General features: G+C 45.6%; 24 protein-coding genes, 6 tRNA genes and 1 pseudogene. 23 read left to right on the forward strand and 8 right to left on the reverse strand.

Annotation, left to right across the window (positions count from 1 at the left end):
• The first annotated feature begins 26 nt into the window (after positions 1–26).
• The 4 genes from QEO93_RS08450 to QEO93_RS08465 all read left to right on the forward strand — a co-directional run bounded on the left by QEO93_RS08450 (position 27) and on the right by QEO93_RS08465 (position 3748).
• Complete coding sequence (locus QEO93_RS08450) at positions 27–578, forward strand: NADPH-dependent FMN reductase (protein WP_032136405.1); 552 nt, start codon at positions 27–29, stop codon at positions 576–578.
• Positions 579–721: 143 nt separating this feature from the next.
• Positions 722–806: transfer RNA gene (locus QEO93_RS08455), tRNA-Leu, on the forward strand.
• A 63-nt stretch (positions 807–869) separates the two neighbouring features.
• Complete coding sequence (locus QEO93_RS08460) at positions 870–1802, forward strand: AEC family transporter (protein WP_032136413.1); 933 nt, start codon at positions 870–872, stop codon at positions 1800–1802.
• Positions 1803–1894: 92 nt separating this feature from the next.
• Positions 1895–3748 (forward strand): ribonuclease catalytic domain-containing protein, encoded by a 1854-nt coding sequence (locus QEO93_RS08465; RefSeq protein ID WP_032136414.1) that lies wholly within the window; start codon positions 1895–1897, stop codon positions 3746–3748.
• Positions 3749–3823: 75 nt separating this feature from the next.
• Here the strand turns inward: QEO93_RS08465 and QEO93_RS08470 are convergent, their stop codons facing one another.
• The 3 genes and pseudogenes from QEO93_RS08470 to QEO93_RS08480 form a co-directional block, all read right to left on the reverse strand.
• Positions 3824–4306: an IS5 family transposase gene (locus QEO93_RS08470; RefSeq protein WP_085815393.1), complete on the reverse strand. Its 483-nt coding sequence runs from the start codon at positions 4304–4306 to the stop codon at positions 3824–3826.
• A gap of 17 nt (positions 4307–4323) precedes the next feature.
• Positions 4324–4587 (reverse strand): transposase, encoded by a 264-nt coding sequence (locus tag QEO93_RS08475; protein WP_003792189.1) that lies wholly within the window; start codon positions 4585–4587, stop codon positions 4324–4326.
• A 33-nt stretch (positions 4588–4620) separates the two neighbouring features.
• Positions 4621–4965 (reverse strand): annotated as a pseudogene (locus QEO93_RS08480) (NAD(P)-dependent oxidoreductase); the annotation flags it as partial.
• A gap of 137 nt (positions 4966–5102) precedes the next feature.
• On the opposite strand from QEO93_RS08480, the gene QEO93_RS08485 reads away from it, so the two are divergent.
• Positions 5103–5234, forward strand: coding sequence for a hypothetical protein (locus QEO93_RS08485; RefSeq protein WP_280642236.1), 132 nt, complete (start codon positions 5103–5105; stop codon positions 5232–5234).
• Positions 5231–7780 (forward strand): DNA mismatch repair protein MutS, encoded by a 2550-nt coding sequence (mutS, locus tag QEO93_RS08490; protein WP_032136437.1) that lies wholly within the window; start codon positions 5231–5233, stop codon positions 7778–7780. Before QEO93_RS08485 ends, mutS begins: the two co-directional genes overlap by 4 nt.
• Positions 7781–7834: 54 nt before the next feature.
• On the opposite strand, the gene QEO93_RS08495 is transcribed toward mutS, so the two are convergent.
• A complete protein-coding gene (locus QEO93_RS08495; RefSeq protein WP_052368627.1) occupies positions 7835–8125 on the reverse strand; it encodes a hypothetical protein in 291 nt (96 codons plus the stop codon).
• Positions 8126–8489: 364 nt separating this feature from the next.
• On the opposite strand from QEO93_RS08495, the gene rsmD reads away from it, so the two are divergent.
• From rsmD to QEO93_RS08580, 17 genes are all read left to right on the forward strand, one after another.
• Entirely contained in the window at positions 8490–9071 is a 582-nt protein-coding gene (rsmD, locus tag QEO93_RS08500; RefSeq protein ID WP_032136439.1) for a 16S rRNA (guanine(966)-N(2))-methyltransferase RsmD, read from the forward strand.
• A gap of 112 nt (positions 9072–9183) precedes the next feature.
• Positions 9184–9435 (forward strand): YfhL family 4Fe-4S dicluster ferredoxin, encoded by a 252-nt coding sequence (locus QEO93_RS08505; RefSeq protein WP_032136440.1) that lies wholly within the window; start codon positions 9184–9186, stop codon positions 9433–9435.
• 94 nt (positions 9436–9529) lie between these two features.
• Positions 9530–9613: transfer RNA gene (locus QEO93_RS08510), tRNA-Tyr, on the forward strand.
• 33 nt (positions 9614–9646) lie between these two features.
• Positions 9647–9720, forward strand: a tRNA-Gly gene (locus QEO93_RS08515).
• A gap of 52 nt (positions 9721–9772) precedes the next feature.
• A tRNA-Thr gene (locus QEO93_RS08520) sits at positions 9773–9847 on the forward strand.
• A 45-nt stretch (positions 9848–9892) separates the two neighbouring features.
• Complete coding sequence (tuf, locus tag QEO93_RS08525; RefSeq protein ID WP_085815394.1) at positions 9893–11077, forward strand: elongation factor Tu; 1185 nt, start codon at positions 9893–9895, stop codon at positions 11075–11077.
• Between the two features lie 9 nt (positions 11078–11086).
• Positions 11087–11162: transfer RNA gene (locus QEO93_RS08530), tRNA-Trp, on the forward strand.
• Between the two features lie 93 nt (positions 11163–11255).
• Positions 11256–11471, forward strand: coding sequence for a preprotein translocase subunit SecE (gene secE / locus QEO93_RS08535; protein WP_044249949.1), 216 nt, complete (start codon positions 11256–11258; stop codon positions 11469–11471).
• A 10-nt stretch (positions 11472–11481) separates the two neighbouring features.
• Positions 11482–12033: a transcription termination/antitermination protein NusG gene (gene nusG / locus QEO93_RS08540; protein WP_032136379.1), complete on the forward strand. Its 552-nt coding sequence runs from the start codon at positions 11482–11484 to the stop codon at positions 12031–12033.
• A 126-nt stretch (positions 12034–12159) separates the two neighbouring features.
• Positions 12160–12594, forward strand: coding sequence for a 50S ribosomal protein L11 (rplK, locus tag QEO93_RS08545; RefSeq protein ID WP_003787941.1), 435 nt, complete (start codon positions 12160–12162; stop codon positions 12592–12594).
• The gene (gene rplA / locus QEO93_RS08550) at positions 12594–13289 is read left to right on the forward strand and encodes a 50S ribosomal protein L1 (protein WP_032136378.1); all 696 of its coding nucleotides are present in this window, start codon (positions 12594–12596) and stop codon (positions 13287–13289) included. The genes rplK and rplA overlap by 1 nt, the downstream gene beginning before the upstream one ends.
• A 219-nt stretch (positions 13290–13508) precedes the next feature.
• Positions 13509–14006 (forward strand): 50S ribosomal protein L10, encoded by a 498-nt coding sequence (gene rplJ / locus QEO93_RS08555; protein WP_003792152.1) that lies wholly within the window; start codon positions 13509–13511, stop codon positions 14004–14006.
• A 63-nt stretch (positions 14007–14069) separates the two neighbouring features.
• Positions 14070–14441 (forward strand): 50S ribosomal protein L7/L12, encoded by a 372-nt coding sequence (gene rplL / locus QEO93_RS08560; RefSeq protein ID WP_032136377.1) that lies wholly within the window; start codon positions 14070–14072, stop codon positions 14439–14441.
• Between the two features lie 295 nt (positions 14442–14736).
• Positions 14737–18933 (forward strand): DNA-directed RNA polymerase subunit beta, encoded by a 4197-nt coding sequence (gene rpoB, locus QEO93_RS08565; protein ID WP_032136386.1) that lies wholly within the window; start codon positions 14737–14739, stop codon positions 18931–18933.
• A gap of 80 nt (positions 18934–19013) precedes the next feature.
• Positions 19014–19346, forward strand: a complete 333-nt coding sequence (locus QEO93_RS08570; RefSeq protein ID WP_019388945.1) for a hypothetical protein — start codon at positions 19014–19016, stop codon at positions 19344–19346.
• A gap of 88 nt (positions 19347–19434) precedes the next feature.
• A complete protein-coding gene (rpoC, locus tag QEO93_RS08575; RefSeq protein ID WP_085815395.1) occupies positions 19435–23634 on the forward strand; it encodes a DNA-directed RNA polymerase subunit beta' in 4200 nt (1399 codons plus the stop codon).
• A gap of 393 nt (positions 23635–24027) precedes the next feature.
• Positions 24028–24291 carry a hypothetical protein gene (locus QEO93_RS08580; RefSeq protein ID WP_032136375.1) on the forward strand — a complete coding sequence of 88 codons (264 nt, stop codon included), beginning with the start codon at positions 24028–24030 and terminating at the stop codon, positions 24289–24291.
• A 27-nt stretch (positions 24292–24318) separates the two neighbouring features.
• Here the strand turns inward: QEO93_RS08580 and QEO93_RS08585 are convergent.
• The 4 genes from QEO93_RS08585 to yacG form a co-directional block, all read right to left on the reverse strand.
• Positions 24319–24392 (reverse strand) — tRNA-Gly (locus tag QEO93_RS08585).
• 66 nt (positions 24393–24458) lie between these two features.
• A complete protein-coding gene (locus QEO93_RS08590; RefSeq protein WP_032136374.1) occupies positions 24459–25082 on the reverse strand; it encodes a bifunctional 4-hydroxy-2-oxoglutarate aldolase/2-dehydro-3-deoxy-phosphogluconate aldolase in 624 nt (207 codons plus the stop codon).
• A 139-nt stretch (positions 25083–25221) separates the two neighbouring features.
• Positions 25222–25830 carry a ribonuclease HII gene (gene rnhB, locus QEO93_RS08595; protein ID WP_081906813.1) on the reverse strand — a complete coding sequence of 203 codons (609 nt, stop codon included), beginning with the start codon at positions 25828–25830 and terminating at the stop codon, positions 25222–25224.
• Positions 25823–26005, reverse strand: a complete 183-nt coding sequence (gene yacG, locus QEO93_RS08600) for a DNA gyrase inhibitor YacG (RefSeq protein ID WP_032136373.1) — start codon at positions 26003–26005, stop codon at positions 25823–25825. The genes rnhB and yacG overlap by 8 nt, the downstream gene beginning before the upstream one ends.
• Positions 26006–26088 lie beyond the last annotated feature (83 nt).

A 26088-nucleotide genomic window follows, 5' to 3' on the forward strand; every position in this document is an offset into this window, starting at 1 on the left:
AACCACATCAACAAGGAAACTTCAAAATGGCAAAAAACATCGCCGTATTTATTGGTAGCGCAAGCAGCACATCATTCAGTCGCGTAGCAGTGGAATACTTGAAAAAAATCGCCCCAGCAAGCATCGAATTGAACATCGTACAAATCGACGACTTGCCATTGTATAACCGCGATTTGGACGAAAACAGTCCAGCTTCTTATGAACGCGTACGCGCAGCAGTAGCCGCAGCAGATGGTGTATTGTGGGTTTCTCCAGAACACAACGGCGCATTGTCAGCTTCATTGAAAAACGTGATTGACGTGGTTTCACGCCCAATGGGCCAAAGCAAATGGGTGGGCAAACCTTTGGGTATCGTAACCGTTGCCGCAGGTATGGCAGCAGGTGTTCGCGTGGCAGACCAGTTGCGTGTGATTGCTTCAGGTCCGTTCATCAATATGCCTGTTTACTCACAAAACGCATCAGTTGGCGGCTTGTTCGGCGGCGTATTCAACGAACAAGGTGATGTAACGATTGAGCCAGTTAAAGTGATGTTGCAAAGCTTTATTGATGGTTATGCTGAATTTGTTGCTAAATTCTAATGATTAGAACGCAGCCTGAAAGTGTTTTTCAGGCTGCGTTTTTTTAATTAAATTTATTTGCAATACAAAAAGATACAAATAAACACAAAATTAACCATTTACACGCAGCCTGAAACTCCCTATAATTCTCCAATTCAACATCTGCCCAGGTGGCGAAATTGGTAGACGCAGGGGACTCAAAATCCCCCGCCGCAAGGTGTGTCGGTTCGAGTCCGACCCTGGGCACCAAACATTAAAACCCTGTTCAAACCGAACAGGGTTTTTTCATATCCATTTTTGGAACGCAAACCTATGGAAACCACCTACCTACTCGCCAGTAAAATCGCCGAACTCACCCTCATCGTGCTTATGGGCGCAACGCTAGTCAAATGCAAACTGCTGCAATCCGAAAACAGCTACCCACTCTCCATCATTGCCCTGTATCTCATTAGTCCGTCCGTGATGATTCACGCTTTCCAAATCGACTACACGCCTGAAATCGCCCAAGGCTTATGGCTATCGCTCAAACTCGCCGTGATGTTCCACATCTTGCTCATCATACTCGGCAAACTCTTCAAAAAACTGTTCAAACTAGACGCGCTCGAACAAGCCGCCACCGTTTACAGCAATTCAGGCAATCTCATCATACCGCTTGTAACCGCCATTTTCGGGCAACAATGGGTCATTTACACCAGCGGTTTCATCATCGTGCAAACCTTTTTATTTTGGACGCACTTGCGACTGCTCATCAGCGGCAGCGGCAAATTATCGTGGAAAACCATACTCACCAACATCAATATACTTTCCATGCTCTTCGGCATTCTGTTGTTCGCGCTACAAATCAAACTACCACGTATTGTGGACGGCACACTCAGCACAGTCGGCAGCATGATTGGACCTGTTGCCATGCTGATTGCAGGCATGCTGATTGGCTCGCTGCCGCTTAAATCCATTTTGCTGTCTGCGCGGATTTACCTTGTCGCATTTTTGCGGTTGGTTCTGGTGCCGCTGATTTTGCTCGGTGTCGTGAAATTAAGCGGATTCGCGCAACAGGACACCATTAGCCACACCGTTGTTCTGATTAGCTTTTTAGCGACCATTAGCCCAGCCGCCGCCACCGTTACCCAAATGGCGTTGGTGTATGGGCAAAACGCACAAAAAGCCAGCGCGATTTATGGCGTAACCACCTTGCTTTGCATTTTAACCATGCCGTTGGTTATCGCGTTGTATCAATGGATTATTTGAGTTTCAGGCTGCCTTTTGATGTATTTTCAGGCAGCCTGAAAACCATTTTCAGCTATAATTCCCCACCTTTTTCATTCAAAAAAAAAACAACCATGAACCTATTTTACGAAGATTCAGGCAGCCTGAAAGTCGCCGCCATCGTCCAAAAAACCGACACCACCTACCAAGCCGACACCCAACATGGCAAGCGCGTCAAAATCAAAGCCGCCAGCGCGTTCATCGAATTTGACAGCAACATGGACGAATTCCTAACCAACGCCCAAACCGAAGCCGCCGACATCGACACCGAGCTGCTTTGGGAAAGCGTCGGCACAGAAGAATTTAGCGCAGAACACGCCGCCACAGAATACTTCGGCGACAAACCCAGCAAAATTCAACTCGCCGCCACCTATATCGCCCTATATGCCGCGCCCATGTATTTCCACAAAAAAAACAAAGGCATCTTCAAAGCCGCGCCCGAAGACGTGCTAAAACAAGCCTTAGCCGCCATCGAACGCAAAGCCCGACAAGAAGCCCAAATTCAAGCATGGGCAGACAACATGGTTTCAGGCAGCCTACCGAGCGAAATTGCCACCGATTTAGCCCAAATCCTGCACGCGCCCGACAAACAATCCCTAACCTACAAAGCTTACACCAAAGCTGCAGATGCGCTCAAACTCACGCCATACGAACTCGCCAAACACATCGGCGCAATCAAAGCCCTGCCCGATTACCTAATCCAACGCTTTGAATACAAAAACTTTCCCAAAGGCACAGGTTTCCCCAACATCGCTGCCCCAAAGCAGCCTGAAAACCTACCCCTAGCGGAAAACGTCCGCGCCTTTTCCATTGACGATTTAGAAACCACCGAAGTCGATGACGCACTATCCGTACAGGATTTAGGCAATGGCGCAAAACGAATCGGCATCCACATCGCCGCCCCATCGCTTGCCATAGAAGCCGACAGCGACATGGAAAAAAACATCTTCCAACGCCAAAGCACTGTTTACTATCCCGCCAACAAAATCACCATGCTGCCTGAAAACTGGATAAGCACATTCAGTTTAGACCAAGGCGCAGCCCGACCCGCGTTCAGCGTGTATTTCAACGTATCCGCAGAAGGCGAACTGTCCGCGCCCGAAAGCCGCATCGAACTCGTGCAGATAGAAACCAACCTGCGAATCCAAAACATCGAGCCATTTTTCAACAGCGAAACAGGCATCGGCAGCGCAGACGCACCGCAGTTCCCACATCACGCAGATTTAATTTACCTGCTGAACCTGTCCCACGAACTGCAAAAACGCCGCGACCGCTACGAAGCCGATGCACCGAAAAAATACGATTACGGCATCGATTTTGACGCAGACGGCAAAGTCAAAATCACACGCCGCGAGCGCGGTTCGCCGATAGACACACTCGTCAGCGAAATGATGATTTTGGCGAACACCACATGGGCGCAAATGCTCGATGAACACGACATAAGTGGCTTATTCCGCGTACAACCGAGCGGACGCGTGCGCATGAGTACCAAATCCGAACCGCACATCGGCATGAACGTGGCGCACTACGGCTGGTTCACATCGCCCCTGCGCCGCGCCTGCGATTACGTCAATCAGAAGCAACTGCAAACGCTGCTGGAAAACCGTGAACCACGTTTCGCGACTAACGATTCTGCACTGTTTGCCGAGCTTGCCAGCTTTGAAAGTGCTTATGCGGCGTATCGTGAGTTTCAAGATACGATGGAAAGCTATTGGTCTCTCGTTTGGCTGCAACAAGAAAATGTGCATGAAATCAAAGCCATGCTGCTGAAAGACGATTTGGTTCGCATTGACGGCTTGCCGTTGGTGGCGCGTTGCACGGGGATTCCCATGGAAATTGCGCCGAAATCTATGTTGAAGTTGGCGGTGAGTGAAGTGGATAGTGAGAAGCAGTTTGTTGCGTTGAAATATGTGAATGTGATTGCTTGATGATAAAAAGCAGCCTGAAAACTTTTCAGGCTGCTTTTTGTTAAGTAAAGATTAAGAACCCGTATTCACAAACAACTATTTGATAAATTTTAATATTTGTGAAATATACCCTAGTTTAACAAAATTTTCAGCAGATAAATTCGTCTGCTCAAAATCTTTTGCTAAACGTCGAGACCAACCTAACCATGCAAACGTTCGTTCTACAATCCAACGTTTGGGCAGAATATGCCAAGAAATATCTTGAATTCTCTTTGAAATCTCAACAGTTAAACCCAATTGCTCTGATACTTCACGCTCAAATGTATTCCGATAACCTGCGTCCGCACAGAAACCTTTTAAACTCGGATAGGTCTCAAACGCTTTTTTTGCTACAAAAATACCTGCTTTTGTGTCATGAATATTGGCTGCATGAACCACAACAGACAATAGATTACCCAACGTATCAACAGCTATATGTCGCTTACGACCTTTGATTTTTTTACCTCCATCAAAACCTTTATCATGTGCGCTAGAAGCTGTTTTGACACTTTGTGAATCAAGAATGGCATAAGTTGGCATTGCTTGTTTTTGATGGATTAAACGTTTTTTTGAACCAATGCCAAAAGAATTCTATCCCATAAGCCTGATTGATTGGCTCTGCGATAGAAACTCCATACGGTTGAATAAGGTGGAAAATCATTGGGCAGCATACGCCATTGGCAACCTGTTTTGGTGATGTACAAAACGGCATTCACTAATTGACGTTTATCCCATTTGTAGTGGCGTAGCTGGTTAAAATATGGCTCAATCGCTTGCCATTGGGCATCTGTTAAGTCTGTTGGGTAGGATTTTCTAGTCATAAAGATATTTTATCATTTTTGTGAATACAGGTTCTAAATTTCTGCTACTGTGAAGCGTTGGAACAAATGCGCTTTTTGCTCAACATCGTCTGCAATCGCGCAAGCCAAATCCGCTATGGAAATATCCGCAGGTTCGCCAGCCGCCGTCATCAACACATCGTCTTGACCGATGCGATATTTGCCTGTGCGTTCAAATTTTACAGGATTAACGGCAAACATCGCAGCAGGCGACAAGAACGCCCAGTTAATATCGCGGCGTGGGCGCAAATCGTTCAGCAGCGCGCGCAACGCATCAGCAGCAGGGTACACGTCTTCAGGGAAATCAGGTGTATCTACCAGTTGCAAATTAGGCGCAACATTCAGGCTGCCTGAACCGCCACACCCACGCTTTTGTGCCGTGAAATGCAACGGTTGGCAGCCTGAAAATGTGGGGTGGATTTTATTCACCGTTTGCGTGAATGGCGTTTTTTTGGTGGATAGAATCCACCCTGCAGCTACTGAAAAGGGAGATAACGATGAGGCATTATTTTTTATCTAAAATTGAAAAAATCAAAGTTCAGGCTGCCCAAAACGCACAAAATCGTTTTTCAGGCAGCCTGAAATCCCTTAAAATTCACGCATTTTATTCACACGAAAGCACAACATGACCGCCGTCAAACCGCCGTCTCCCATGATGCAGCAATACCTTGCCATCAAAGCGCAACATACTGATAAATTAGTCTTTTATCGCATGGGCGATTTCTACGAACTGTTTTTTGACGATGCCGTAACCGCCGCCAAATTGCTGGACATCACGCTGACCACACGCGGACAGCACAACGGCGAACCCATCAAAATGGCTGGCGTGCCGTACCATTCCATTGAGCAGCATTTGGCGAAATTGGTTAAACTCGGGTGCAGCGTGGCGATTTGCGAGCAAGTCGGCGAAGTCGGCACGAGCAAAATCGTGGAGCGCAAAGTCGTGCGAATCGTAACGGCTGGCACGCTGACCGACAGCGCGTTGCTGGAAGACAAAGAAACCAACCGCATCGCCGCGCTGTTTGTCGGCAAAAAGCAGAGCGCGTTGGCGTGGGCGGCGTTGGAAAGCGGCGAATTTAAAGCAAAAATCATTTCAATCAATCAATTAGCTGATGAATTGGCGCGTTTGCAAGTGGCGGAATTATTGCTTGACGATACTTTCAGGCTGCCTGAAAACGCGCCGAAAATCCTAGTTAGTCGCCTGAATGCGTGGCAATTTGCGCCCGACACCGCTTATAAATTGCTGACTGATTATTTTGGTAGTCAAGATTTACGGGGTTTTGGTTTGGATTTGCAAGAACATTCTGCCGCGATTTCGGCGGCTGGCGCGTTGCTTAACTATTTGAAAATTACGCAAAATCAGTTACCGCCGCACATGGACGCGCTGACGTTGGAAACGGAAAACCAATTCATCGCGCTAGACGCAGCCACGCGCCGCAATTTGGAAATTACAGCGACATTGAGCGGTAAGAAATCGCCTACGCTGTTTTCTATTTTAGATGAATGTGTTACGCATATGGGCAGCCGTTTGTTGGCGAATTGGTTGCACCACCCTTTGCGAAATCGGGCGCATATTCAGGCGCGGTTGAATGCGGTTAATTCATTGTTAAAAAATGATTTTTCAAGTATTTCAGGCAGCCTGAAAAACATCGCCGACATTGAACGCATTGCCGCCCGAATTGCGCTTGGCACGGCACGACCGCGAGATTTGTCCGCCTTGCGCGACAGTTTATTTTATCTCAATCAAATTTCCTTACCAAACAGCAGTTTACTAGACACACTCGCCACGTGTTTTCCGCAAACTTTGGCGGTTGCCGAATTATTACAGGCAGCCTTGTTGCCCGAGCCGTCCGTTTGGCTGAAAGACGGCGATGTGATTAACCACAATTACAACAAAGAGTTAGATGAATTACGCCATTTGCAAACGCACGGCGATGATTTTCTGCGCGATTTAGAAACACGCGAGCGCGAACGCACCCAATTATCCACGTTGAAAGTGGAATTTAACCGCGTTCACGGCTTTTACATTGAATTGTCAAAAAATCAAGCAGAACAAGCACCTAGCGAATACCAACGCCGCCAAACGCTGAAAAATGCCGAGCGTTTTATCACGCCCGAATTGAAAGCGTTTGAAGACAAATTTTTGGCGGCACAAGACAAAGCGTTGGCGTTAGAAAAAGTATTGTACGAACAATTACTTGGCAGCCTGAAAGCCGAATTACCGAAAATCCAGCAAACCGCGAAAGCCGCCGCCACTTTGGACGTGTTGTGCAGTTTCGCGCACACCGCGCAGACGCAGCGTTACACCATGCCGCAGTTTTCGGACGGCGCGGAATTGGCGATTGTTGGCGGCAGACACCCCGTTGTAGAACAACAAGTTACGCATTTCACGCCCAACGATACGCAACTCAACTCGGCGCAGCGTTTGTGCTTGCTGACGGGTCCGAATATGGGCGGTAAATCCACTTATATGCGTCAGGTGGCGTTGATTGCGTTGCTGGCACACACGGGCTGTTTTGTGCCAGCAGAACAAGCGGTTATCGGCAAAATTGACCAAATTTTCACGCGCATCGGGGCAAGTGATGATTTGGCGAGCAATCGTTCTACGTTTATGGTGGAAATGTCGGAAACGGCGTATATTTTGCACGCTGCCACAGCGCAATCCCTTGTTTTAATGGACGAAGTGGGGCGCGGTACTTCCACATTTGACGGTTTGGCGTTGGCGCGTGCGATTGCCGAGCATTTGCTGAAAAAAAATGGCGCGTTGAGTTTGTTTGCTACGCATTATTTTGAATTGACGCGGCTGCCTGAATTTTATCCACAGGCGTTTAATCGCCATTTGTCGGCGTTGGAGCAGGGGCAAGATATTGTTTTCTTGCATAATGTTTTGGACGGTGCGGCGGAAAAAAGCTATGGGATTGCGGTGGCGAAATTGGCAGGTTTGCCGCCCAAGGCGTTGAAATCGGCGCAGAAACATTTGCGTGAGTTGGAAAATCAATCGGCGGATAGGCAGTTGGATTTGTTTGCTGAACCTGTTGTTTTGGCAGATGAAATGGCTGATGATGTTTCAGGCAGCCTGATTGCGGAAAAATTGGCGCAGGTCAATCCTGATGATTTGACGGCGCGGCAGGCGTTGGATTTGGTTTATGAGTTGAAGAATTTGTTAGCAGAATAAAAAAGCTGCCTGAAAATAAATCATTATTTTCAGGCAGCTTTTTTATTAGGCGATTTAGTTTTCGATATCTAAATCTTCATCAATTTCAATAATGCCGTGGTCTTTTTGCTCAATGCTGATGTTCAACTCGCGTTTACCTTTACGGAATTTCAAATCTGCGTCATCGTTGTCAATTTCACGCGCTACCAAACGATAACCTTTTGATTGTGCGTGTTTAATCGCTTGCTGCGCCAATGCGTGAACATTGCCGCCACGTACACGAAATTCCGCTTCATATTCGCCATTGCCTTGTGCTTTGGATTTGATGACTTGTGCGCCGCGTGGTTGGAACATATCGCTTGGCATACCGCCTGCTGCTTGTGCAGCAAATGCTGTTGTTAAGCCTGCTACTAAAATGGTTTTTTGAATGATATAGTGGATTAAAATCGCAGTAATACGGCGTTGCCAACGTCCTTATGTGCTATTCGCACACGGCGGACGTTGTTGCCTTGTCTCATTTTTATTTTAATTCACTATATTCATGGGGTTTGCCTTTTCAGTTGATTGTGAGGAAAGGCGGCATTGTAGTGGGTTTGCGTGTTAATGCTGTTTAAGTTCGTTTGGCGTGGGTTAAAAGATTATGAAGATTTTGGTTTTCAGACTGCGCTTGATTTGATAGGGTATTTTGTCTATATTGCGCGGATTTAATTTCTTCAGGCAGCCTGAAAATATGAAAACCCAGTCTAAAATCAATGCAAAACATCAAAATCAAGTGCGAATTATTGGGGGAACGCATCGCGGTAGAAAATTAATTTTTGCGAGCGCAGATGGGTTGCGCCCTACGCCTGATAGTGTGCGTGAACGACTGTTTAACTGGCTGGGGCAGGATTTGACGGGGCAGAATGTGTTGGATTTGTTTGCTGGGAGTGGGGCGTTGGGATTTGAGGCGGCGAGTCGCCATGCAAAGCAAGTAACGATGTGTGAAACGAATCGGGAAACGGTGCGTCAGTTGCAAGGATTGTCGCGTGAATTTGGGTTTTCAGGCTGCGTGAATGTGATGGCTCAAGATGGTTTACAGTTTCTAAAAACAGCAGATAAACAATTTGATACGGTGTTTTTAGATCCGCCGTTTGCTTGGCAAAATTGGCAGGATTTGTTTGCTGTTTTGCAACCACGTTTGCAGGAAAATGCGGCTATCTATATAGAGGCGGGTTCGCTGCCTGAAATGCCTGAGTGGTTGGAAGTGTATCGTGAGGGTAGGGCGGGGCAGAGCCATTTTGTACTGCTTCATCATGTGCAACAGATTGATTAAACAGAATTTAGCAATCATTATCAAGATGTTAAAAAATATTTTCAGGCTGCCTGAAAAATAAAATATGCTATAATCTTGCCTCTTTAAAACATTAAAATTTGAGAACACGACCATGTCTTTATTTATTACTGATGAATGCATCAACTGCGATGTGTGCGAGCCAGAATGTCCCAATAATGCGATTTCACAAGGCGAAGAGATTTATGAAATTAAGCCTGATTTGTGTACGCAATGTGTTGGACACTATGATGAGCCACAATGTCAGCAAGTTTGTCCTGTAGATTGCATTTTAATTGATGAAGAACACCCAGAAACGGACGATGAATTGATGGCGAAGTATCATAAAATTGTTGCTGTGAAATAACAAAGATTTGTAATAAAACAAGCAAGTGCGAAAAAATTAGCAAAAATAGCTTGACCTAATGAGTAATTAACCGCTATAGTTCGGTTTCTCTTCAGGTGGGATTCCCGAGCGGCCAAAGGGGGCAGACTGTAAATCTGTTGCGTGAGCTTCGAAGGTTCGAATCCTTCTCCCACCACCAAATTCATACTGTTTGGGGCAGAGTATAAGTTATGCGGGTGTAGCTCAATGGTAGAGCAGAAGCCTTCCAAGCTTACGGTGAGGGTTCGATTCCCTTCACCCGCTCCAAATATTTACTATATAGCTACAATTTTTAATAAAATTGTAGCTATAAAAATAAGCCCATGTAGCTCAGGGGTAGAGCACTCCCTTGGTAAGGGAGAGGCCGGCAGTTCAAATCTGCCCATGGGCACCAGCTTATCTTATTGTTTAATTTATTTTTTAGAATAGGAAATTTGCCATGGCAAAGGAAAAATTTGAACGTAGCAAACCGCACGTAAACGTAGGTACAATCGGTCACGTTGACCATGGTAAAACCACTTTGACAGCTGCATTGACAACTATTTTAGCTGAAAAATTCGGCGGTTCTGCAAAAGCTTACGATCAAATCGATAACGCTCCAGAAGAAAAAGCACGTGGTATCACCATTAACACTGCTCACGTTGAATACGAAACTGCAACTCGTCACTACGCACACGTAGACTGCCCAGGACACGCAGACTATGTGAAAAACATGATTACTGGTGCGGCTCAAATGGACGGCGCAATCTTGGTAGTATCTGCTGCTGACGGCCCTATGCCACAAACTCGTGAACACATCTTGTTGGCTCGCCAAGTAGGCGTTCCTTACATCATCGTATTCATGAACAAATGCGACATGGTTGACGACGCTGAGTTGTTGGAATTGGTTGAAATGGAAATCCGTGACTTGTTGTCAAGCTACGACTTCCCAGGCGACGACTGCCCAATCGTTCAAGGTTCTGCATTGCGCGCATTGGAAGGCGACGAGTCATTCAAAGAAAAAATCTTTGCTTTGGCTGACGCGTTAGATAGCTACATCCCTACCCCAGAACGTGCTGTTGACAAACCATTCTTATTGCCAATCGAAGACGTATTCTCAATCTCTGGTCGTGGTACAGTAGTAACTGGCCGTGTAGAACGCGGTATCATCCACGTTGGCGATGAAATCGAAATCGTTGGTTTGAAAGACACTCAAAAAACTACTTGTACTGGCGTGGAAATGTTCCGCAAATTGTTGGACGAAGGCCAAGCTGGTGACAACGTTGGTGTATTGTTGCGTGGTACTAAACGTGAAGAAGTTGAACGCGGTCAAGTATTGGCTAAACCAGGTACAATCACTCCACACACTAAATTTGAAGCTGAAGTATATGTATTGAGCAAAGAAGAAGGTGGTCGTCATACGCCATTCTTCGCTAACTACCGTCCACAATTCTATTTCCGTACAACTGACGTAACTGGCGCAGTTACATTGTCAGAAGGCGTTGAAATGGTAATGCCAGGCGAAAACGTGAAAATCACTGTTGAATTGATTGCACCTATCGCTATGGAAAACGGTTTGCGTTTTGCAATCCGTGAAGGTGGTCGTACCGTTGGTGCGGGCGTTGTAGCTAACGTAATCGCTTAATGGATTTATAGGCCAATAGCTCAATTGGTAGAGTATCGGTCTCCAAAACCGAGGGTTGTAGGTTCGAGACCTACTTGGCCTGCCAAATAAAAAAACTAACCGAGCCATAAACTCGGTTAGTTTTTTATTATCTGTTTCAAGCCAGATTATTTAATAATGGCAGATAAGGAACAAAAAAATGAGTCATGAAGTCGAACAAGTAGAAAAACGGACAGGTTTGTTCAACTATTTTAAGGAATCCTTTATGGAACTAAAAAAAGTTGTATGGCCTAATCGTCCAGAAGCCGTGCGCATGACAGGTTTTGTTATTGCGTTTGTGTTTGTGTTTGCTTTGTATATTTTTGTAGTGGATAGTGTCATTGCAAAATTGTTTGAGTGGATTTTAGTAAGATAAGAGAGCAATCATGTCAAAACGTTGGTATGTTGTACAAGCATATTCAGGATTTGAAAAAAATGTGCAGAAAACACTGAAAGAGCGTATTGCACGAGATGGAATGGAAGAGTATTTTGGTCAAATTCTTGTTCCAGTTGAAGAAGTTGTAGATATCAAAAATGGTAAACGCACAGTTACTGAACGAAAATTTTTCCCTGGGTATGTGCTTGTTGAAATGGAAATGACCGATAGTTCGTGGCACCTTGTGAAAAGTACGCCGCGAGTAAATGGTTTTATTGGTGGTACATTACATCGTCCGTTGCCCATTACTCAGCGTGAGGTAAATGCAATGATGGAGCAAGTCAAAGGGAATATTACTGAAAATGGTATGCGAAAACCAAGACCGAAAACTGAATTTGATGTTGGTCAGAATATTCGAGTAACAGATGGCCCATTTGCTGATACAACGGGTGTCGTTGAACAAGTTGATTACGAGCATAATAAGTTGCGCGTAACGGTACAAATTTTTGGTCGCGAAACACCTGTTGAACTAAAATTTGGGCAGGTTGAAAAAGTAATTTAAATATTTTTCAGGCTGTCTGAAACATTGATTTGCTTGTAAAAATAAAAAATCTTTGTTAGAATTAACAGCTTAATTTTTGGGGAGCAGATTTTCTGCGTTTCACCCGTTTTTTGGAGTTTATTAAACATGGCAAAAAAAGTCATTGGCTACATCAAACTGCAAATTCCTGCAGGTAAAGCCAACCCATCACCACCAGTTGGCCCAGCTTTGGGTCAGCGTGGTTTGAATATTATGGAATTTTGTAAAGCATTTAACGCAGCAACTCAAGGTATTGAACCTGGTTTGCCAACACCTGTAGTTATTACAGCGTATGCGGATAAATCTTTCACATTCGTATTGAAAACACCTCCTGCCTCTATCTTGTTGAAAAAAGCAGCAGGCATTAAAAGTGGTAGCTCTAACCCATTGACTAATAAGGTGGGTACAGTAACACGCGCTCAATTAGAAGAAATTGCAAAAACTAAGCAGCCTGATTTGACTGCTGCTGATTTGGATGCAGCTGTACGCACAATCGCTGGTTCTGCACGTTCTATGGGCTTGAATACTGAAGGAGTGGTGTAATGGCTAAAATCTCTAAACGCTTAAAAGCAATCCGCGCAACTGTTGAAGCTAACAAATTATACGCGATTGACGAAGCCATTGCTTTGGTAAAAAAAGCAGCAACTGCAAAATTTGACGAATCAGTTGATGTATCTTTCAACTTGGGTGTAGACCCACGTAAATCTGACCAAGTTATTCGTGGTTCTGTTGTATTGCCAAAAGGTACTGGTAAAACCACTCGCGTAGCTGTATTCACGCAAGGCGCGAATGCTGAAGCAGCTAAAGCGGCTGGTGCAGACATCGTTGGTTTTGAAGATTTGGCTGAAGAAATCAAAAAAGGTAACATGGACTTTGATGTAGTGATTGCTTCTCCTGATGCAATGCGTATCGTTGGTCAATTGGGTACCATCTTGGGTCCACGTGGTTTAATGCCAAATCCTAAAGTAGGTACTGTTACTCCTAATGTGGCTGAAGCAGTTAAAAATGCTAAAGCAGGTCAAGTTCAATACCGCACTGATAAAGCAGGTATTATCCATGCTACAATCGGTCGCGCTTCTTTCGCTGAAGCAGATTTGAAAGAGAACTTTGATGCGTTGTTGGATGCTTTGGTAAAAGCAAAACCTGCTGCTGCTAAAGGTCAATATTTGAAAAAAATCGCAGTATCTAGCACTATGGGCTTAGGTGTTCGTGTTGATACTTCAAGTGTAAACAACTAAGAATCTTTCAGGCAGCCTGAAAATGGCTGCTTGGAACTGGGCTACTTAAATAAAATTAAGTAGATGTCCAAGACCGTAGGGAACGCAAGTTTTAAAAATCACCCTACGCAGACGGTAGTCCTGAAAATAATCATTTTAATACAAAATGTCTAATCAGGTTGCCGCGCTGGTGGATAGTCTATTTTGGGCTATCTGAATTTAAACAGTGGGAGGTAGACCTTGAGTCTCAATATTGAAACCAAGAAAGCAGCCGTAGAAGAGATTAACGCAGCTATTGCGAACGCTCAAACTATGGTGGTTGCTGAATATCGCGGTATCAGTGTTGCAAGCATGACTGAACTTCGCGCTAATGCTCGTAAAGAAGGCGTATACTTACGCGTTTTGAAAAACACATTGGCTCGTCGCGCAGTTGAAGGAACTTCTTTTGCTGGCTTGGCTGACCAAATGGTTGGTCCATTGGTTTACGCTGCATCTGAAGATGCCGTAGCTGCCGCAAAAGTGCTGCACCAATTCGCGAAAAAAGATGACAAAATCGTAATCAAAGCTGGTTCTTACAACGGTGAAGTGTTAAATGTTGCTCAGGTAACTGAGTTGGCATCTATCCCAAGTCGCGAAGAATTGTTGTCAAAATTGTTGTTCGTTATGCAATCGCCTGTTTCAGGCTTTGCGCGTGCATTGGCAGCGTTGGCAGAGAAAAAAGAAAGCGAAAACGCTTAATTTTTCCACGATTTTATCCGTTTGAAATTTTATATTTAAATCAATATTTTGGAGTTTGATAGCATGGCTATTACTAAAGAAGACATTTTGAATGCAGTTGAACAATTGACTGTTATGGAATTGAACGAGTTGGTTAAAGCGTTCGAAGAAAAATTCGGTGTTTCTGCTGCTGCAGTTGCAGTTGCAGGTCCAGCTGCTGGCGGCGCTGCTGCTGCTGAAGCGAAAACTGAATTTGACGTTATCTTAGCATCTGCTGGTGACCAAAAAGTTGGTGTGATTAAAGTTGTTCGTGCAATCACTGGCTTGGGCTTGAAAGAAGCTAAAGACTTGGTAGACGGCGCACCTAAAACATTGAAAGAAGGTGTTTCTCAAGCTGAAGCTGACGACATGAAAAAACAATTGGAAGAAGCTGGCGCGAAAGTTGAAATCAAATAATTTTGATTTGATAACAATTTGACAGCATGGGCTGGTAGTGTTGCAACTACCAGCCTTGTTTGCGCTTTTACACACTGAAAATGTGTAAATTTACAAGAATTTACTTCTTTCTTGTAAATTTATAGAAAATTTTTGTAAATTTATATAAATTCTAACCGAGAAATACTTTTCAGACTGCCTGAAAGGTATTTGTTCTCTTCAATATTCTATTTCGTATTTTTCAGGCAGCCTGAAAACAGTTTTCAGGCTGCATGTAAAGATTAAAACTATTACCCATGTTTTGGAGTATCAAACGATGAGTTATACCTTTACTGAGAAAAAGCGTATCCGTAAAAGTTTTGCAAAACGCGAAACCGTATTGGATGTGCCTTATTTGTTGACGACTCAAATCGAGTCTTATGCAAAATTCTTGCAACAAGAAACGGCAGCAAATGCTCGCCAAGATGAGGGTTTACAGGCTGCGTTCAGCTCTATTTTCCCTATTTTGAGTAACAATGGTTATGCAGAATTGCAATTCGACCAATACGTTTTGGGCGAACCTGAGTTTGATATTCCAGAATGTCAGTTGCGTGGTATCACTTACGCTGCGCCTTTGCGTGCCAAAATCAAATTAGCGATTTTCAACAAAGAAGGTTCTAATAAACCAGAAGAACGCGAAATCAAAGAAATCCGCGTAAACGATGTTTATATGGGCGAAATCCCTTTGATGACCCCAAGCGGTTCGTTTGTAATCAACGGTACTGAGCGCGTGATTGTGTCTCAGTTGCACCGTTCGCCAGGTGTGTTCTTTGAACACGACCGTGGTAAAACGCACACTTCGGGCAAATTGCTGTTCTCTGCGCGTATCATTCCTTACCGTGGTTCTTGGTTGGACTTTGAGTTTGACCCGAAAGATTTGTTGTACTTCCGTATTGACCGCCGCCGCAAAATGCCTGTAACAATTTTGTTGCGTGCATTGGGTTACAGCAACGAGCAAATGCTGGAAATGTTCTACGACAACGAAACCTATTTCTTGTCTAGCAACGGCGTGCAAACCGAATTGATTCCAGAGCGTTTGCGTGGCGAAACTGCCAAATTTGATATTTTGGACAATGATGGTAACTTGTTAGTTGCCAAAGACAAACGTATCAACGCGAAAAACATTCGTGATATTCAGGCTGCGGGTTTGACTCGTTTGAATGTTGAGCCTGAAAGTTTGGTTGGCAAAACTTTGGCGCGTGATGTGATTGACCCTGATACAGGCGAAATCATGGCTGCGGCAAACAACGAAATCACAGAAGAATTGTTGGCGCAGTTGGATATTCACAATGTGAAAGAAATCCAAACGCTGTTCACAAACGATACCGATTCAGGTAGCTACATTTCTGACACGATGCGTACTGATGAAACAGCTGACCAACAAGCGGCGCGTATTGCCATTTACCGAATGATGCGCCCTGGTGAACCGCCTACTGAAGAAGCAGTAGAAGCGTTGTTTAACCGCTTGTTCTTCCAAGAAGAAAGCTACGATTTGTCTCGCGTGGGTCGCATGAAATTCAACACGCGCACTTACGAACAAAAATTGCTGCCTGCACAAGAAAATAATTGGTACGGTCGTTTGGTAAACCAGACTTTTGCTGGCGTGGGCGAAAAAGAAGCCAAATTGCACATTTTGAGCGTGGAAGACATCGTTGTAACGATTGCCACTTTGGTTGAATTACGCAATGGACATGGCGAAGTTGATGACATTGACCACTTGGGTAACCGCCGCGTACGTTCTGTGGGTGAGTTGGTAGAAAACCAATTCCGTAGCGGTTTGGCGCGTGTGGAACGTGCAGTCAAAGAGCGTTTGAACCAAGCGGAAAGCGAAGGCTTGATGCCAACCGATTTGATTAACGCGAAACCTGTTTCAGCAGCCATCAAAGAATTTTTCGGTTCTAGCCAATTATCACAATTTATGGACCAAACCAACCCATTATCAGAAGTTACGCACAAACGTCGCGTTTCTGCATTGGGTCCTGGTGGTTTGACTCGTGAACGCGCTGGCTTTGAAGTCCGCGACGTACACCCAACGCATTACGGTCGCGTATGTCCTATTGAAACGCCAGAGGGTCCAAACATTGGTTTGATTAACTCGCTGTCGGTTTATGCGCGTACTAATGAATATGGTTTCTTGGAAACGCCATATCGTCGCGTGGTAGATGGCAAAGTAACCAACGAAATTGACTACTTGTCAGCGATTGAAGAAGGTCGCTATGTGATTGCACAGGCAAACTCGGATTTAGACGAAAATGGCTGCCTGAAAGATGAATTGATTACCTGCCGTGAAAAAGGCGAAACCATTTTGGCAACCGCCGACCGCGTTCAATACATGGACGTGGCAACAGGTCAAGTGGTGTCTGTGGCGGCTTCGTTGATTCCATTCTTGGAACACGATGACGCGAACCGCGCATTGATGGGCGCGAACATGCAACGTCAAGCCGTGCCATGTTTGCGTGCTGAAAAACCAATGGTAGGTACAGGCATTGAACGTTCGGTAGCGGTGGACAGCGCAACAGCAATCGTAGCGCGTCGCGGCGGCGTGGTGGAATATGTGGACGCAAACCGCGTGGTTATCCGCGTACACGATGCCGAAGCAACCGCAGAACAAGGCGGTGTGGATATTTACAATTTGGTTAAATTCACACGCTCAAACCAATCTACCAACATCAACCAACGCCCAGCCGTAAACGCTGGCGATGTACTGCAAAAAGGCGATTTGATTGCGGACGGCGCATCAACTGATTTGGGCGAATTGGCTTTGGGTCAAAACATGACGATTGCGTTCATGCCGTGGAATGGCTACAACTACGAAGACTCGATTTTGATTAGCGAACGCGTGGCGGCTGATGACCGTTACACGTCCATTCACATTGAAGAATTAAACGTAGTGGCACGCGATACCAAATTGGGCGCGGAAGACATCACACGCGATATTCCAAACCTGTCTGAAAAAATGCAAAACCGTTTGGACGAAAGCGGTATTGTTTACATCGGCGCGGAAGTGGAAGCGGGCGACGTGTTGGTCGGCAAAGTAACGCCAAAAGGCGAAACGCAACTGACCCCAGAAGAAAAATTGCTGCGTGCGATTTTTGGCGAAAAAGCGTCTGACGTGAAAGATACTTCCTTGCGTATGCCAACAGGCATGAGCGGTACAGTAATTGACGTACAAGTATTTACACGCGAAGGCATTCAACGCGACAAACGCGCTCAATCCATTATTGAAGTGGAATTGAAACGCTATCGCCAAGATTTGAACGACCAAATTCGTATTTTTGACAATGACGCATTTGACCGTATTGAGCGCATGATTGTGGGACAAGTTGCTAACGGTGGACCAAACAAATTAGCCAAAGGCAAAGAAGTTACTGCCGAATACTTGCGCGAATTGCCTAGTCGCCACGATTGGTTTGATGTTCGCATTGCCGATGAGGACATCGCCAAACAAATGGAATTGATTAAACTTTCATTGCAACAAAAACGCCAAGAAGCGGAAGAGTTGTATGAAGTGAAAAAACGCAAAATGACACAAGGCGACGAGTTGCCACCAGGTGTTCAAAAAATGGTTAAAGTGTTTATCGCCATCAAACGCCGTTTACAGGCAGGCGATAAAATGGCCGGTCGCCACGGTAACAAAGGTGTGGTATCGCGCATTCTGCCTGTGGAAGATATGCCTTACATGGCGGACGGTCGCACGGTGGACATCGTGTTGAACCCGTTGGGCGTACCGTCTCGTATGAACATTGGTCAGATTTTGGAAGTACACTTGGGTTGGGCGGCAAAAGGCATTGGACAACGCATTGACCGTATGTTGGCTGAACAACGCAAAGTCGGCGAAATCCGTCAATTCTTGGATAAACTGTATAACCATAGCGGTAAACAAGAAGATTTGGACAGCTTGACCGATGATGAAATTTTGACGTTGGCGCACAATTTGAAACGTGGTGCGACTTTTGCATCGCCAGTATTTGACGGCGCGAAAGAAAAAGAAATCTTTGATATGCTGGAATTGGCTTACCCAAGCGATGACCCTGAAATGCAAAAACTGGATTTCAACGACACCAAAACGCAAATCCGCTTGTTTGACGGACGCTCTGGCGAACCGTTTGACCGCCGTGTAACGGTGGGCGTGATGCACTATTTGAAACTGCACCACTTGGTAGATGAAAAAATGCACGCGCGTTCAACAGGTCCATACTCTTTGGTAACGCAACAACCGTTGGGTGGTAAAGCACAATTTGGTGGTCAGCGTTTCGGTGAGATGGAGGTTTGGGCATTGGAAGCATACGGCGCGGCATACACATTGCAAGAAATGCTGACGGTTAAATCCGATGACGTAACAGGTCGTACCAAAATGTATGAAAACATCGTCAAAGGCGAACACAAAATTGATGCGGGCATGCCCGAGTCGTTTAACGTGATTGTGAAAGAAATCCGTTCGCTGGGCTTGGATATTGATTTGGAACAGAACTAACTTTGTTTCAGGCTGCCTGAAAAGGTTTAAAACGCAGTTTCAGGCTGCTATCTAAAGTTATTAAGTCAGGGAGATTGATGATGAAAACGATGAAACATTTTCTATTGGTGTTGATGTTGTACACTACGACAGTCTATGCTGCACCTACTATGAGCGACAGCGAACGTATTGCTGTTTTAGAGCGACAAGTGGCTCGCTTAACCGAGCAAGTAAATCAATTGCTGGTTGAACGATTAGGTCAATCATCACACGCTCAAACCGTACATGTGTGTAGCATTCAAGCCTTTACTGATACCTATCGTGCAGAAAATGTGAATCTAGGTAGAGCTCGCTTGGCAGCTTTGCAACAATGTCGTAAAAATCATAACGCTATGTTCTGTGAAGACAGTGCGGTGCAATGTAAAACGTATTGATAATTTCGGGCAGCCTGAAAAACCCAGTTTCCCTTTTTCCTAAAAATATCCAAAAAGTCTCAAAAAATCGCCCAAACTAGGAGCAAAAATGAACTTAACCGATTTATTCGCCCCCCTGCAACAAGCAGGTTCAGAAGAATTTGATGCCATTAAAATTGGCATCGCGTCGCCAGAGACTATCCGCTCATGGTCTTACGGCGAAGTGAAAAAACCCGAAACGATTAACTATCGCACGTTCAAACCCGAACGTGACGGCTTGTTTTGCGCCAAAATTTTCGGCCCAGTTAAAGACTACGAATGCTTGTGTGGCAAATACAAACGCTTGAAATATAAAGGCGTAACTTGCGAAAAATGTGGCGTAGAAGTTACCCTGACCAAAGTTCGCCGCGAGCGCATGGGTCATATTGAATTGGCTGCGCCTGTTGCCCACATTTGGTTTTTGAAATCATTGCCAAGCCGTTTGGGTATGGTGTTGGACATGACTTTGCGCGATATTGAGCGTGTGTTGTATTTTGAAGCATTTGTGGTAACTGACCCAGGTTTAACCAGCCTGCAACGTCGCCAATTATTGACCGAAGAAGATTACTACAACAAATTAGAAGAATTTGGCGAAGAATTTGATGCACACATGGGTGCCGAAGGCGTGCGTGAATTGTTACGCAGCCTGAATGTGGAACAAGAAATTGAAACTTTGCGCCAAGAATTGCAATCAACCAGCAGTGACACCAAAATCAAAAAAATCGCTAAACGTTTGAAAGTATTGGAAGCATTCCAACGCTCTGGCATGAAATTAGAGTGGATGATTATGGACGTGTTGCCAGTCTTGCCACCTGATTTGCGCCCACTCGTGCCATTGGACGGCGGTCGTTTTGCCACTTCTGATTTGAACGATTTGTATCGCCGCGTGATTAACCGTAACAACCGTTTGAAACGCTTGTTGGAATTGCGTGCGCCTGACATCATCGTCCGCAATGAAAAACGTATGTTGCAAGAAGCGGTTGATAGCTTGTTGGACAATGGTCGTCGTGGTAAAGCGATGACTGGCGCAAGCAAACGCCCATTGAAATCTTTGTCTGACATGATTAAAGGTAAAAGCGGTCGTTTCCGTCAAAACTTGCTGGGTAAACGTGTGGACTACTCTGGTCGTTCTGTGATTACAGTAGGTCCTTACTTGCGTTTGCACCAATGTGGTTTGCCGAAAAAAATGGCGTTGGAGTTGTTCAAACCGTTTATTTTCCACAAATTGGAAAAACGCGAATTGGCAACAACCGTTAAGGCAGCCAAAAAATTGGTAGAGCAAGAAGTGCCAGAAGTTTGGGACATCTTGGAAGAAGTGATTCGCGAACACCCAATTTTGCTGAACCGTGCGCCAACCTTGCACCGTTTGGGTATTCAAGCGTTTGAGCCGATTTTGATTGAAGGTAAAGCAATTCAGTTGCACCCATTGGTGTGTGCGGCGTTTAACGCGGACTTTGACGGCGACCAAATGGCGGTTCACGTTCCATTGTCTTTGGAAGCGCAAATGGAAGCGCGTACGTTGATGTTGGCATCAAACAACGTGTTAGCCCCTGCAAACGGCGAGCCAATTATCGTACCGTCTCAAGATATTGTATTGGGTCTGTACTACATGACTCGCGACAAAATCAACGCAAAAGGCGAAGGCACATTGTTCGCCGATGTGAAAGAAGTACACCGTGCTTACCACACCAAACAAGTGGAATTAGGTACAAAAATTACCGTTCGCTTGCGTGAGTGGGTGAAAAACGAAGCAGGCGAATTTGAGCCTGTGATTAAACGCTACAACACCACTGTGGGTCGTGCGTTGCTGTCTGAAATCTTGCCAAAAGGCTTGCCATTCAGCTACATCGATACCGCATTGAAGAAAAAAGCGATTTCTAAATTAATTAACGCATCATTCCGCTTGTGCGGTTTGCGCGATACAGTGATTTTTGCTGACCACTTGATGTATACAGGTTTTGCATTGGCAGCGAAAGGTGGTATCTCCATTTGCGTTGATGATATGGAAATTCCAAAAGAAAAACCTGCATTGCTTGCCGAAGCGAATGCCGAAGTAAAAGAAATCGAAGATCAATACCGTCAAGGTTTGGTAACCAACGGCGAACGCTACAATAAAGTTGTGGATATTTGGGGTCGTGCAGGCGATAAAATCGCCAAAGCCATGATGGACAACTTGTCTACGCAAAAAGTGATTGACCGCGAAGGCAAAGAAGTTGACCAAGAGTCGTTCAACTCAATTTACATGATGGCGGACTCTGGTGCGCGTGGTTCGGCAGCACAGATTAAACAGTTGTCTGGTATGCGTGGTTTGATGGCAAAACCTGACGGCTCGATTATCGAAACGCCCATTACTGCGAACTTCCGCGAGGGTTTGACGGTATTGCAATACTTTATTGCGACACACGGTGCGCGTAAAGGTTTGGCGGATACGGCATTGAAAACAGCGAACTCTGGTTACTTGACTCGCCGTTTGGTGGACGTAACACAAGACTTGGTAGTGGTTGAAGACGATTGCGGCACATCAGAAGGCTTCTCAATGAAAGCCGTAGTACAAGGCGGCGACATCATCGAGCCATTGCGCGACCGTATTTTGGGTCGTGTAACCGCAACAGACGTAATCGACCCAAGCACTGGCAGCACATTAATTGAAGCGGGTACATTGCTGGACGAAAAACTGGTTGATTTGATTGACAACTCTGGCGTGGACGAAGTGAAAGTCCGCACACCAATCACTTGCCAAACACGTTATGGCTTGTGCGCAAAATGTTATGGTCGCGACTTGGCACGCGGTAAATTGGTGAACGCAGGCGAAGCAGTCGGCGTCATCGCAGCGCAATCTATTGGTGAACCAGGTACACAGCTGACAATGCGTACGTTCCACATTGGTGGTGCGGCATCTCGAGCAGCAGCAGCCAGCCAAGTAGAAGCAAAATCAAACGGTACGGTTCGCTTCAACAGCCAAATGCGTTACATCGCCAACAACAAAGGTGAATTGATTGTGATTGGTCGCTCTTGCGAAATCATGATTTTGGACGCAGCAGGTCGCGAACGTGAATTGCACAAAATCCCTTACGGTGCAACGCTGAAAGTGCAAGATGGCGAAGAGTTGAAAGCAGGCACAACGCTGGCGACTTGGGACCCGCATACGCACCCAATGATTACCGAACACGCAGGTCGTGTGGAGTTTGAAAATGTGGAAGAAGGTGTAACCGTTACCCGTCAAGTGGACGACGTAACAGGCTTGTCTACTTTGGTGGTGATTGACGGCAAACGTCGTGGCAGCACCAGCAAATTGTTGCGCCCAACGGTTAAATTATTGGACGAAAATGGCGAGCCTGTGATGATTCCTGGCACAGATACCCCTGTGTCTATGGCGTTCCAAGTAGGCGCGATTATCCAAGTACGTGAAGGTCAAGAAATTGGCAAGGGCGATGTGTTGGCGCGTATTCCGCAAGCATCAACCAAAACACGCGATATTACGGGTGGTTTGCCGCGCGTAGCCGAATTGTTTGAAGCGCGTGTGCCAAAAGACGCAGGCATGCTTGCCGAAGTAACAGGTACAGTTTCATTTGGTAAAGAAACCAAAGGCAAACAACGCTTGGTGATTACCGATTTGGACGGCGTGGCATACGAGACTTTGATTTCCAAAGAGAAACAACTGTTGGTGCATGATGGTCAAGTAGTAAACCGTGGCGAAACCGTTGTGGACGGCGCGGTTGATCCACACGACATCTTGCGCTTGCAAGGCATTGAAGCTCTGACACGCTACATCGTGCAAGAAGTTCAAGAGGTTTACCGCTTACAAGGTGTGAAAATTTCTGACAAACACATTGAAGTGATTATTCGCCAAATGTTGCGCCGCGTGAACATCGTGGACGCTGGCGACACCAACTTCATTACAGGCGAACAAGTAGAACGCGCCGAAGTGATGATTGCCAATGAGCAAGCCATCGCAGCTGGCAAAGAACCTGCTCGCTTTGAAAATGTGTTGTTGGGTATTACCAAAGCGTCTTTGAGCACCGACAGCTTCATTTCTGCGGCATCGTTCCAAGAAACCACGCGCGTATTGACCGAAGCTGCTATTATGGGTCGCAAAGACGACTTGCGCGGCTTGAAAGAAAACGTGATTGTGGGTCGCTTGATTCCTGCGGGTACAGGTTTGAGCTATCACCGCGCACGCCGCGCAGCTTGGGCAGCTCAACGTGGTGCGGCTGCAATTGCAGAACAAACCGAAGTGGCTGCGGACGAAAGCGAAAGCAACGAAGCGTAATGTTTCAGGCTGCGTGAAGTTTCAGGCAGTCTGAAAATGGAAAATAAAATGGACAAATACAGAAAATGTATTTGTCCGTTTTTTGTTTTTTATAGGCATTACTCAAATTTCACTTCGAGCGGGAGGGAATTCCAATGGTGGGTGTAATGGTTATTACACTTGGGCAGTATTGGGTTTTAACTGTGAACTACCTCAAGAAATCACTTCGATTCTTCCAGATAATTTTAAATCTAAAAGTCTAACTTATTTACACGAATTGCTAGAATTAGAAAGAGGGAAAGAGTGGTGGAAAAATAATGGGATATCTTTGGAAATGTGTTTTGATTTACAAGAAAATAGCCATTCTATGAGAGTTTTCAGTATGTATTTAAAAGAAAAATATGGAGTTGAATTATGAAAAAAACAGCTCGTTATATGACATCTAGTCAAGCGATTCAGTTCGCACGTGAAAAATTTATGAAATTACATGGTGTGGAGCCTGTTGAGGAACTTTCTATCAGTGAGGTTGAAACGAGTTATGAAGAGGTACGTTGTCAATATGTTATTAGCGGTTCCATTAAGCAATCAAATTTCCTATATACAGAGCGAGACGCAATTAAAAACTGCAAACTGAATAACAAATGGATAAACAAACAGCTCAATCAAAACGCAGCCTGAAAAACATTTTCAGGCTGCGTTTGAAATTGGAGCGGGTGATGGGAATCGAACCCACGTCAGTAGCTTGGGAAGCTAATGTCTTACCATTAGACGACACCCGCGAAAGCGCAAATTATAGCGCAAAATAACGCAGCCTGAAAATGTTTTCAGGCTGCGTTTTATTATGATTAACCGCGCAAAGCAGAAGCTTCTTTCGCCAAGCGAGTAATTGTGTCCCAATCTTTGTTTGCCACCGCGTCTTTCGGCGTCAGCCAAGTGCCGCCCACGCACAACACGTTTGGCAATGCCAAGTATTCAGGCGCTGATTGCAAGGTAATGCCGCCAGTAGGGCAGAAACGCACGTGAGCATAAGGGCCGTACAACGCTTTCAACATCGCTTTGCCGCCCACCACTTCAGCAGGGAACAATTTCAGCGTATCAATGCCGTGTTCTAACGCCAGTTGCACTTCGCCTGGGGTTGCCACACCGGGGATTAACGGAATGTTCACATCATGGCTGGCTTTTGCCAAAGATTCGTGCAAACCTGGGCTAATCGCAAACACCGCGCCTGCGTCGGCAACGGCTTTTAATTGTTCAGGATTGGTTACAGTGCCCGCGCCAACAATCGCGCCTTTCACTTCTTGTTTAATCAAGCGGATTGCGTCCAAGCCAACAGGGGTGCGCAAAGTGATTTCCAGCGTTGGAATGCCGCCTGCAACCAATGCGTGTGCCAAATCAACGGCAGTAGATAAATCGTCAATCGCCATCACTGGCACAACTGCGCCTGCAGATAAAATCTCGCGTGGAGTCATGAGGGTTTCCTTGAGTGAGTTGGTTGAAAAAATGTGATTTTACACGGATTTAGTGGGGTTTTGTTGTTTTATTACACGGTTTCAGGCTGCGTTGGGAATAGTGTGGAGCGTCGTCGAGCCGCCGACGCTCCATTTGGGTTTATTCAAACAATCGTCCTTGCGTCAACAATTCACGCACAGGCGCAAAATCCGCGCGATGTTCGGGCAATACACCAAATTCTTTCAGCGCGGCTAAATGCACGGCTGTGCCATAGCCTTTGTGCTTGGCAAAACCGTATTGCGGATAGCGTTCGTGCAGCGCGTACATTTCCGCATCACGCGCAGTTTTCGCCAAAATAGACGCGGCAGAAATGGTGGCAATTTTCGCATCGCCTTTCACAACAGCTTCTGCGTCAATCCCTAAATCTTTTGGGACGCGATTGCCGTCAATCCACACTTTTTCAGGCTGCATTTTCAGGCTGCAAACGGCGCGTTTCATCGCAAGCATGGTCGCGTGCAAAATATTGAGCTGCAAAATTTCTTGTGGACTGGCGGACGCGATTGCCCACGCGGTTGCTTGTTCTTTAATTTGTTCTGCCAATAAATCGCGCTTTTTCTCGCTGAGCTTTTTGGAATCGGTTAAGTCTGTGAGCGAAAAGTGTTCGGGCAAAATCACGGCAGCAGCAAACACGCTGCCAACCAAAGGTCCGCGCCCTGCTTCGTCCACACCCGCATGGGTCGGCAAGACAATCAATTCAGGTTCATTCATGGTAGAGTTTGTCCCATTCTTCAGGGGTTTCAGGCAGCGCGGGAATGGTGTGTTTTTCGTCCGCCCAGTCGCCCAAATCAATCAGTTTGCAACGCTCGCTGCAAAAGGGGCGATAGTGGTTTTCAGGCTGCCATTCAACGGGGGTTTTACAAGTGGGGCATTTTACGGTTGTCATTTGATAAATCCATGTGTTTTTCAGGCTGCGTATTTTACACGCAGCCTGAAAATTTGACTTTTCTCTATGTGAAGTTATGAAAA

This window comes from Kingella negevensis (assembly GCF_030177895.1).
In the GTDB taxonomy this organism is placed as follows: Bacteria; Pseudomonadota; Gammaproteobacteria; order Burkholderiales; family Neisseriaceae; genus Kingella_C; species Kingella_C negevensis.

What these genes read in the sequence shown, in the direction of transcription:
- QEO93_RS08450 (WP_032136405.1), top strand. Translation starts at nt 27, where the DNA reads ATGGCAAAAAACATCGCCGTATTTATTGGTAGCGCAAGCAGCACATCA.
- QEO93_RS08460 (WP_032136413.1), top strand. Translation starts at nt 870, where the DNA reads ATGGAAACCACCTACCTACTCGCCAGTAAAATCGCCGAACTCACCCTC.
- QEO93_RS08465 (WP_032136414.1), top strand. Translation starts at nt 1,895, where the DNA reads ATGAACCTATTTTACGAAGATTCAGGCAGCCTGAAAGTCGCCGCCATC.
- QEO93_RS08470 (WP_085815393.1), bottom strand. Translation starts at nt 4,306, where the DNA reads ATGCCAACTTATGCCATTCTTGATTCACAAAGTGTCAAAACAGCTTCT.
- QEO93_RS08475 (WP_003792189.1), bottom strand. Translation starts at nt 4,587, where the DNA reads ATGACTAGAAAATCCTACCCAACAGACTTAACAGATGCCCAATGGCAA.
- QEO93_RS08485 (WP_280642236.1), top strand. Translation starts at nt 5,103, where the DNA reads ATGAGGCATTATTTTTTATCTAAAATTGAAAAAATCAAAGTTCAGGCT.
- mutS (WP_032136437.1), top strand. Translation starts at nt 5,231, where the DNA reads ATGACCGCCGTCAAACCGCCGTCTCCCATGATGCAGCAATACCTTGCC.
- QEO93_RS08495 (WP_052368627.1), bottom strand. Translation starts at nt 8,125, where the DNA reads ATGCCAAGCGATATGTTCCAACCACGCGGCGCACAAGTCATCAAATCC.
- rsmD (WP_032136439.1), top strand. Translation starts at nt 8,490, where the DNA reads ATGAAAACCCAGTCTAAAATCAATGCAAAACATCAAAATCAAGTGCGA.
- QEO93_RS08505 (WP_032136440.1), top strand. Translation starts at nt 9,184, where the DNA reads ATGTCTTTATTTATTACTGATGAATGCATCAACTGCGATGTGTGCGAG.
- tuf (WP_085815394.1), top strand. Translation starts at nt 9,893, where the DNA reads ATGGCAAAGGAAAAATTTGAACGTAGCAAACCGCACGTAAACGTAGGT.
- secE (WP_044249949.1), top strand. Translation starts at nt 11,256, where the DNA reads ATGAGTCATGAAGTCGAACAAGTAGAAAAACGGACAGGTTTGTTCAAC.
- nusG (WP_032136379.1), top strand. Translation starts at nt 11,482, where the DNA reads ATGTCAAAACGTTGGTATGTTGTACAAGCATATTCAGGATTTGAAAAA.
- rplK (WP_003787941.1), top strand. Translation starts at nt 12,160, where the DNA reads ATGGCAAAAAAAGTCATTGGCTACATCAAACTGCAAATTCCTGCAGGT.
- rplA (WP_032136378.1), top strand. Translation starts at nt 12,594, where the DNA reads ATGGCTAAAATCTCTAAACGCTTAAAAGCAATCCGCGCAACTGTTGAA.
- rplL (WP_032136377.1), top strand. Translation starts at nt 14,070, where the DNA reads ATGGCTATTACTAAAGAAGACATTTTGAATGCAGTTGAACAATTGACT.
- rpoB (WP_032136386.1), top strand. Translation starts at nt 14,737, where the DNA reads ATGAGTTATACCTTTACTGAGAAAAAGCGTATCCGTAAAAGTTTTGCA.
- QEO93_RS08570 (WP_019388945.1), top strand. Translation starts at nt 19,014, where the DNA reads ATGAAAACGATGAAACATTTTCTATTGGTGTTGATGTTGTACACTACG.
- rpoC (WP_085815395.1), top strand. Translation starts at nt 19,435, where the DNA reads ATGAACTTAACCGATTTATTCGCCCCCCTGCAACAAGCAGGTTCAGAA.
- QEO93_RS08580 (WP_032136375.1), top strand. Translation starts at nt 24,028, where the DNA reads ATGAAAAAAACAGCTCGTTATATGACATCTAGTCAAGCGATTCAGTTC.
- QEO93_RS08590 (WP_032136374.1), bottom strand. Translation starts at nt 25,082, where the DNA reads ATGACTCCACGCGAGATTTTATCTGCAGGCGCAGTTGTGCCAGTGATG.
- rnhB (WP_081906813.1), bottom strand. Translation starts at nt 25,830, where the DNA reads ATGAATGAACCTGAATTGATTGTCTTGCCGACCCATGCGGGTGTGGAC.
- yacG (WP_032136373.1), bottom strand. Translation starts at nt 26,005, where the DNA reads ATGACAACCGTAAAATGCCCCACTTGTAAAACCCCCGTTGAATGGCAG.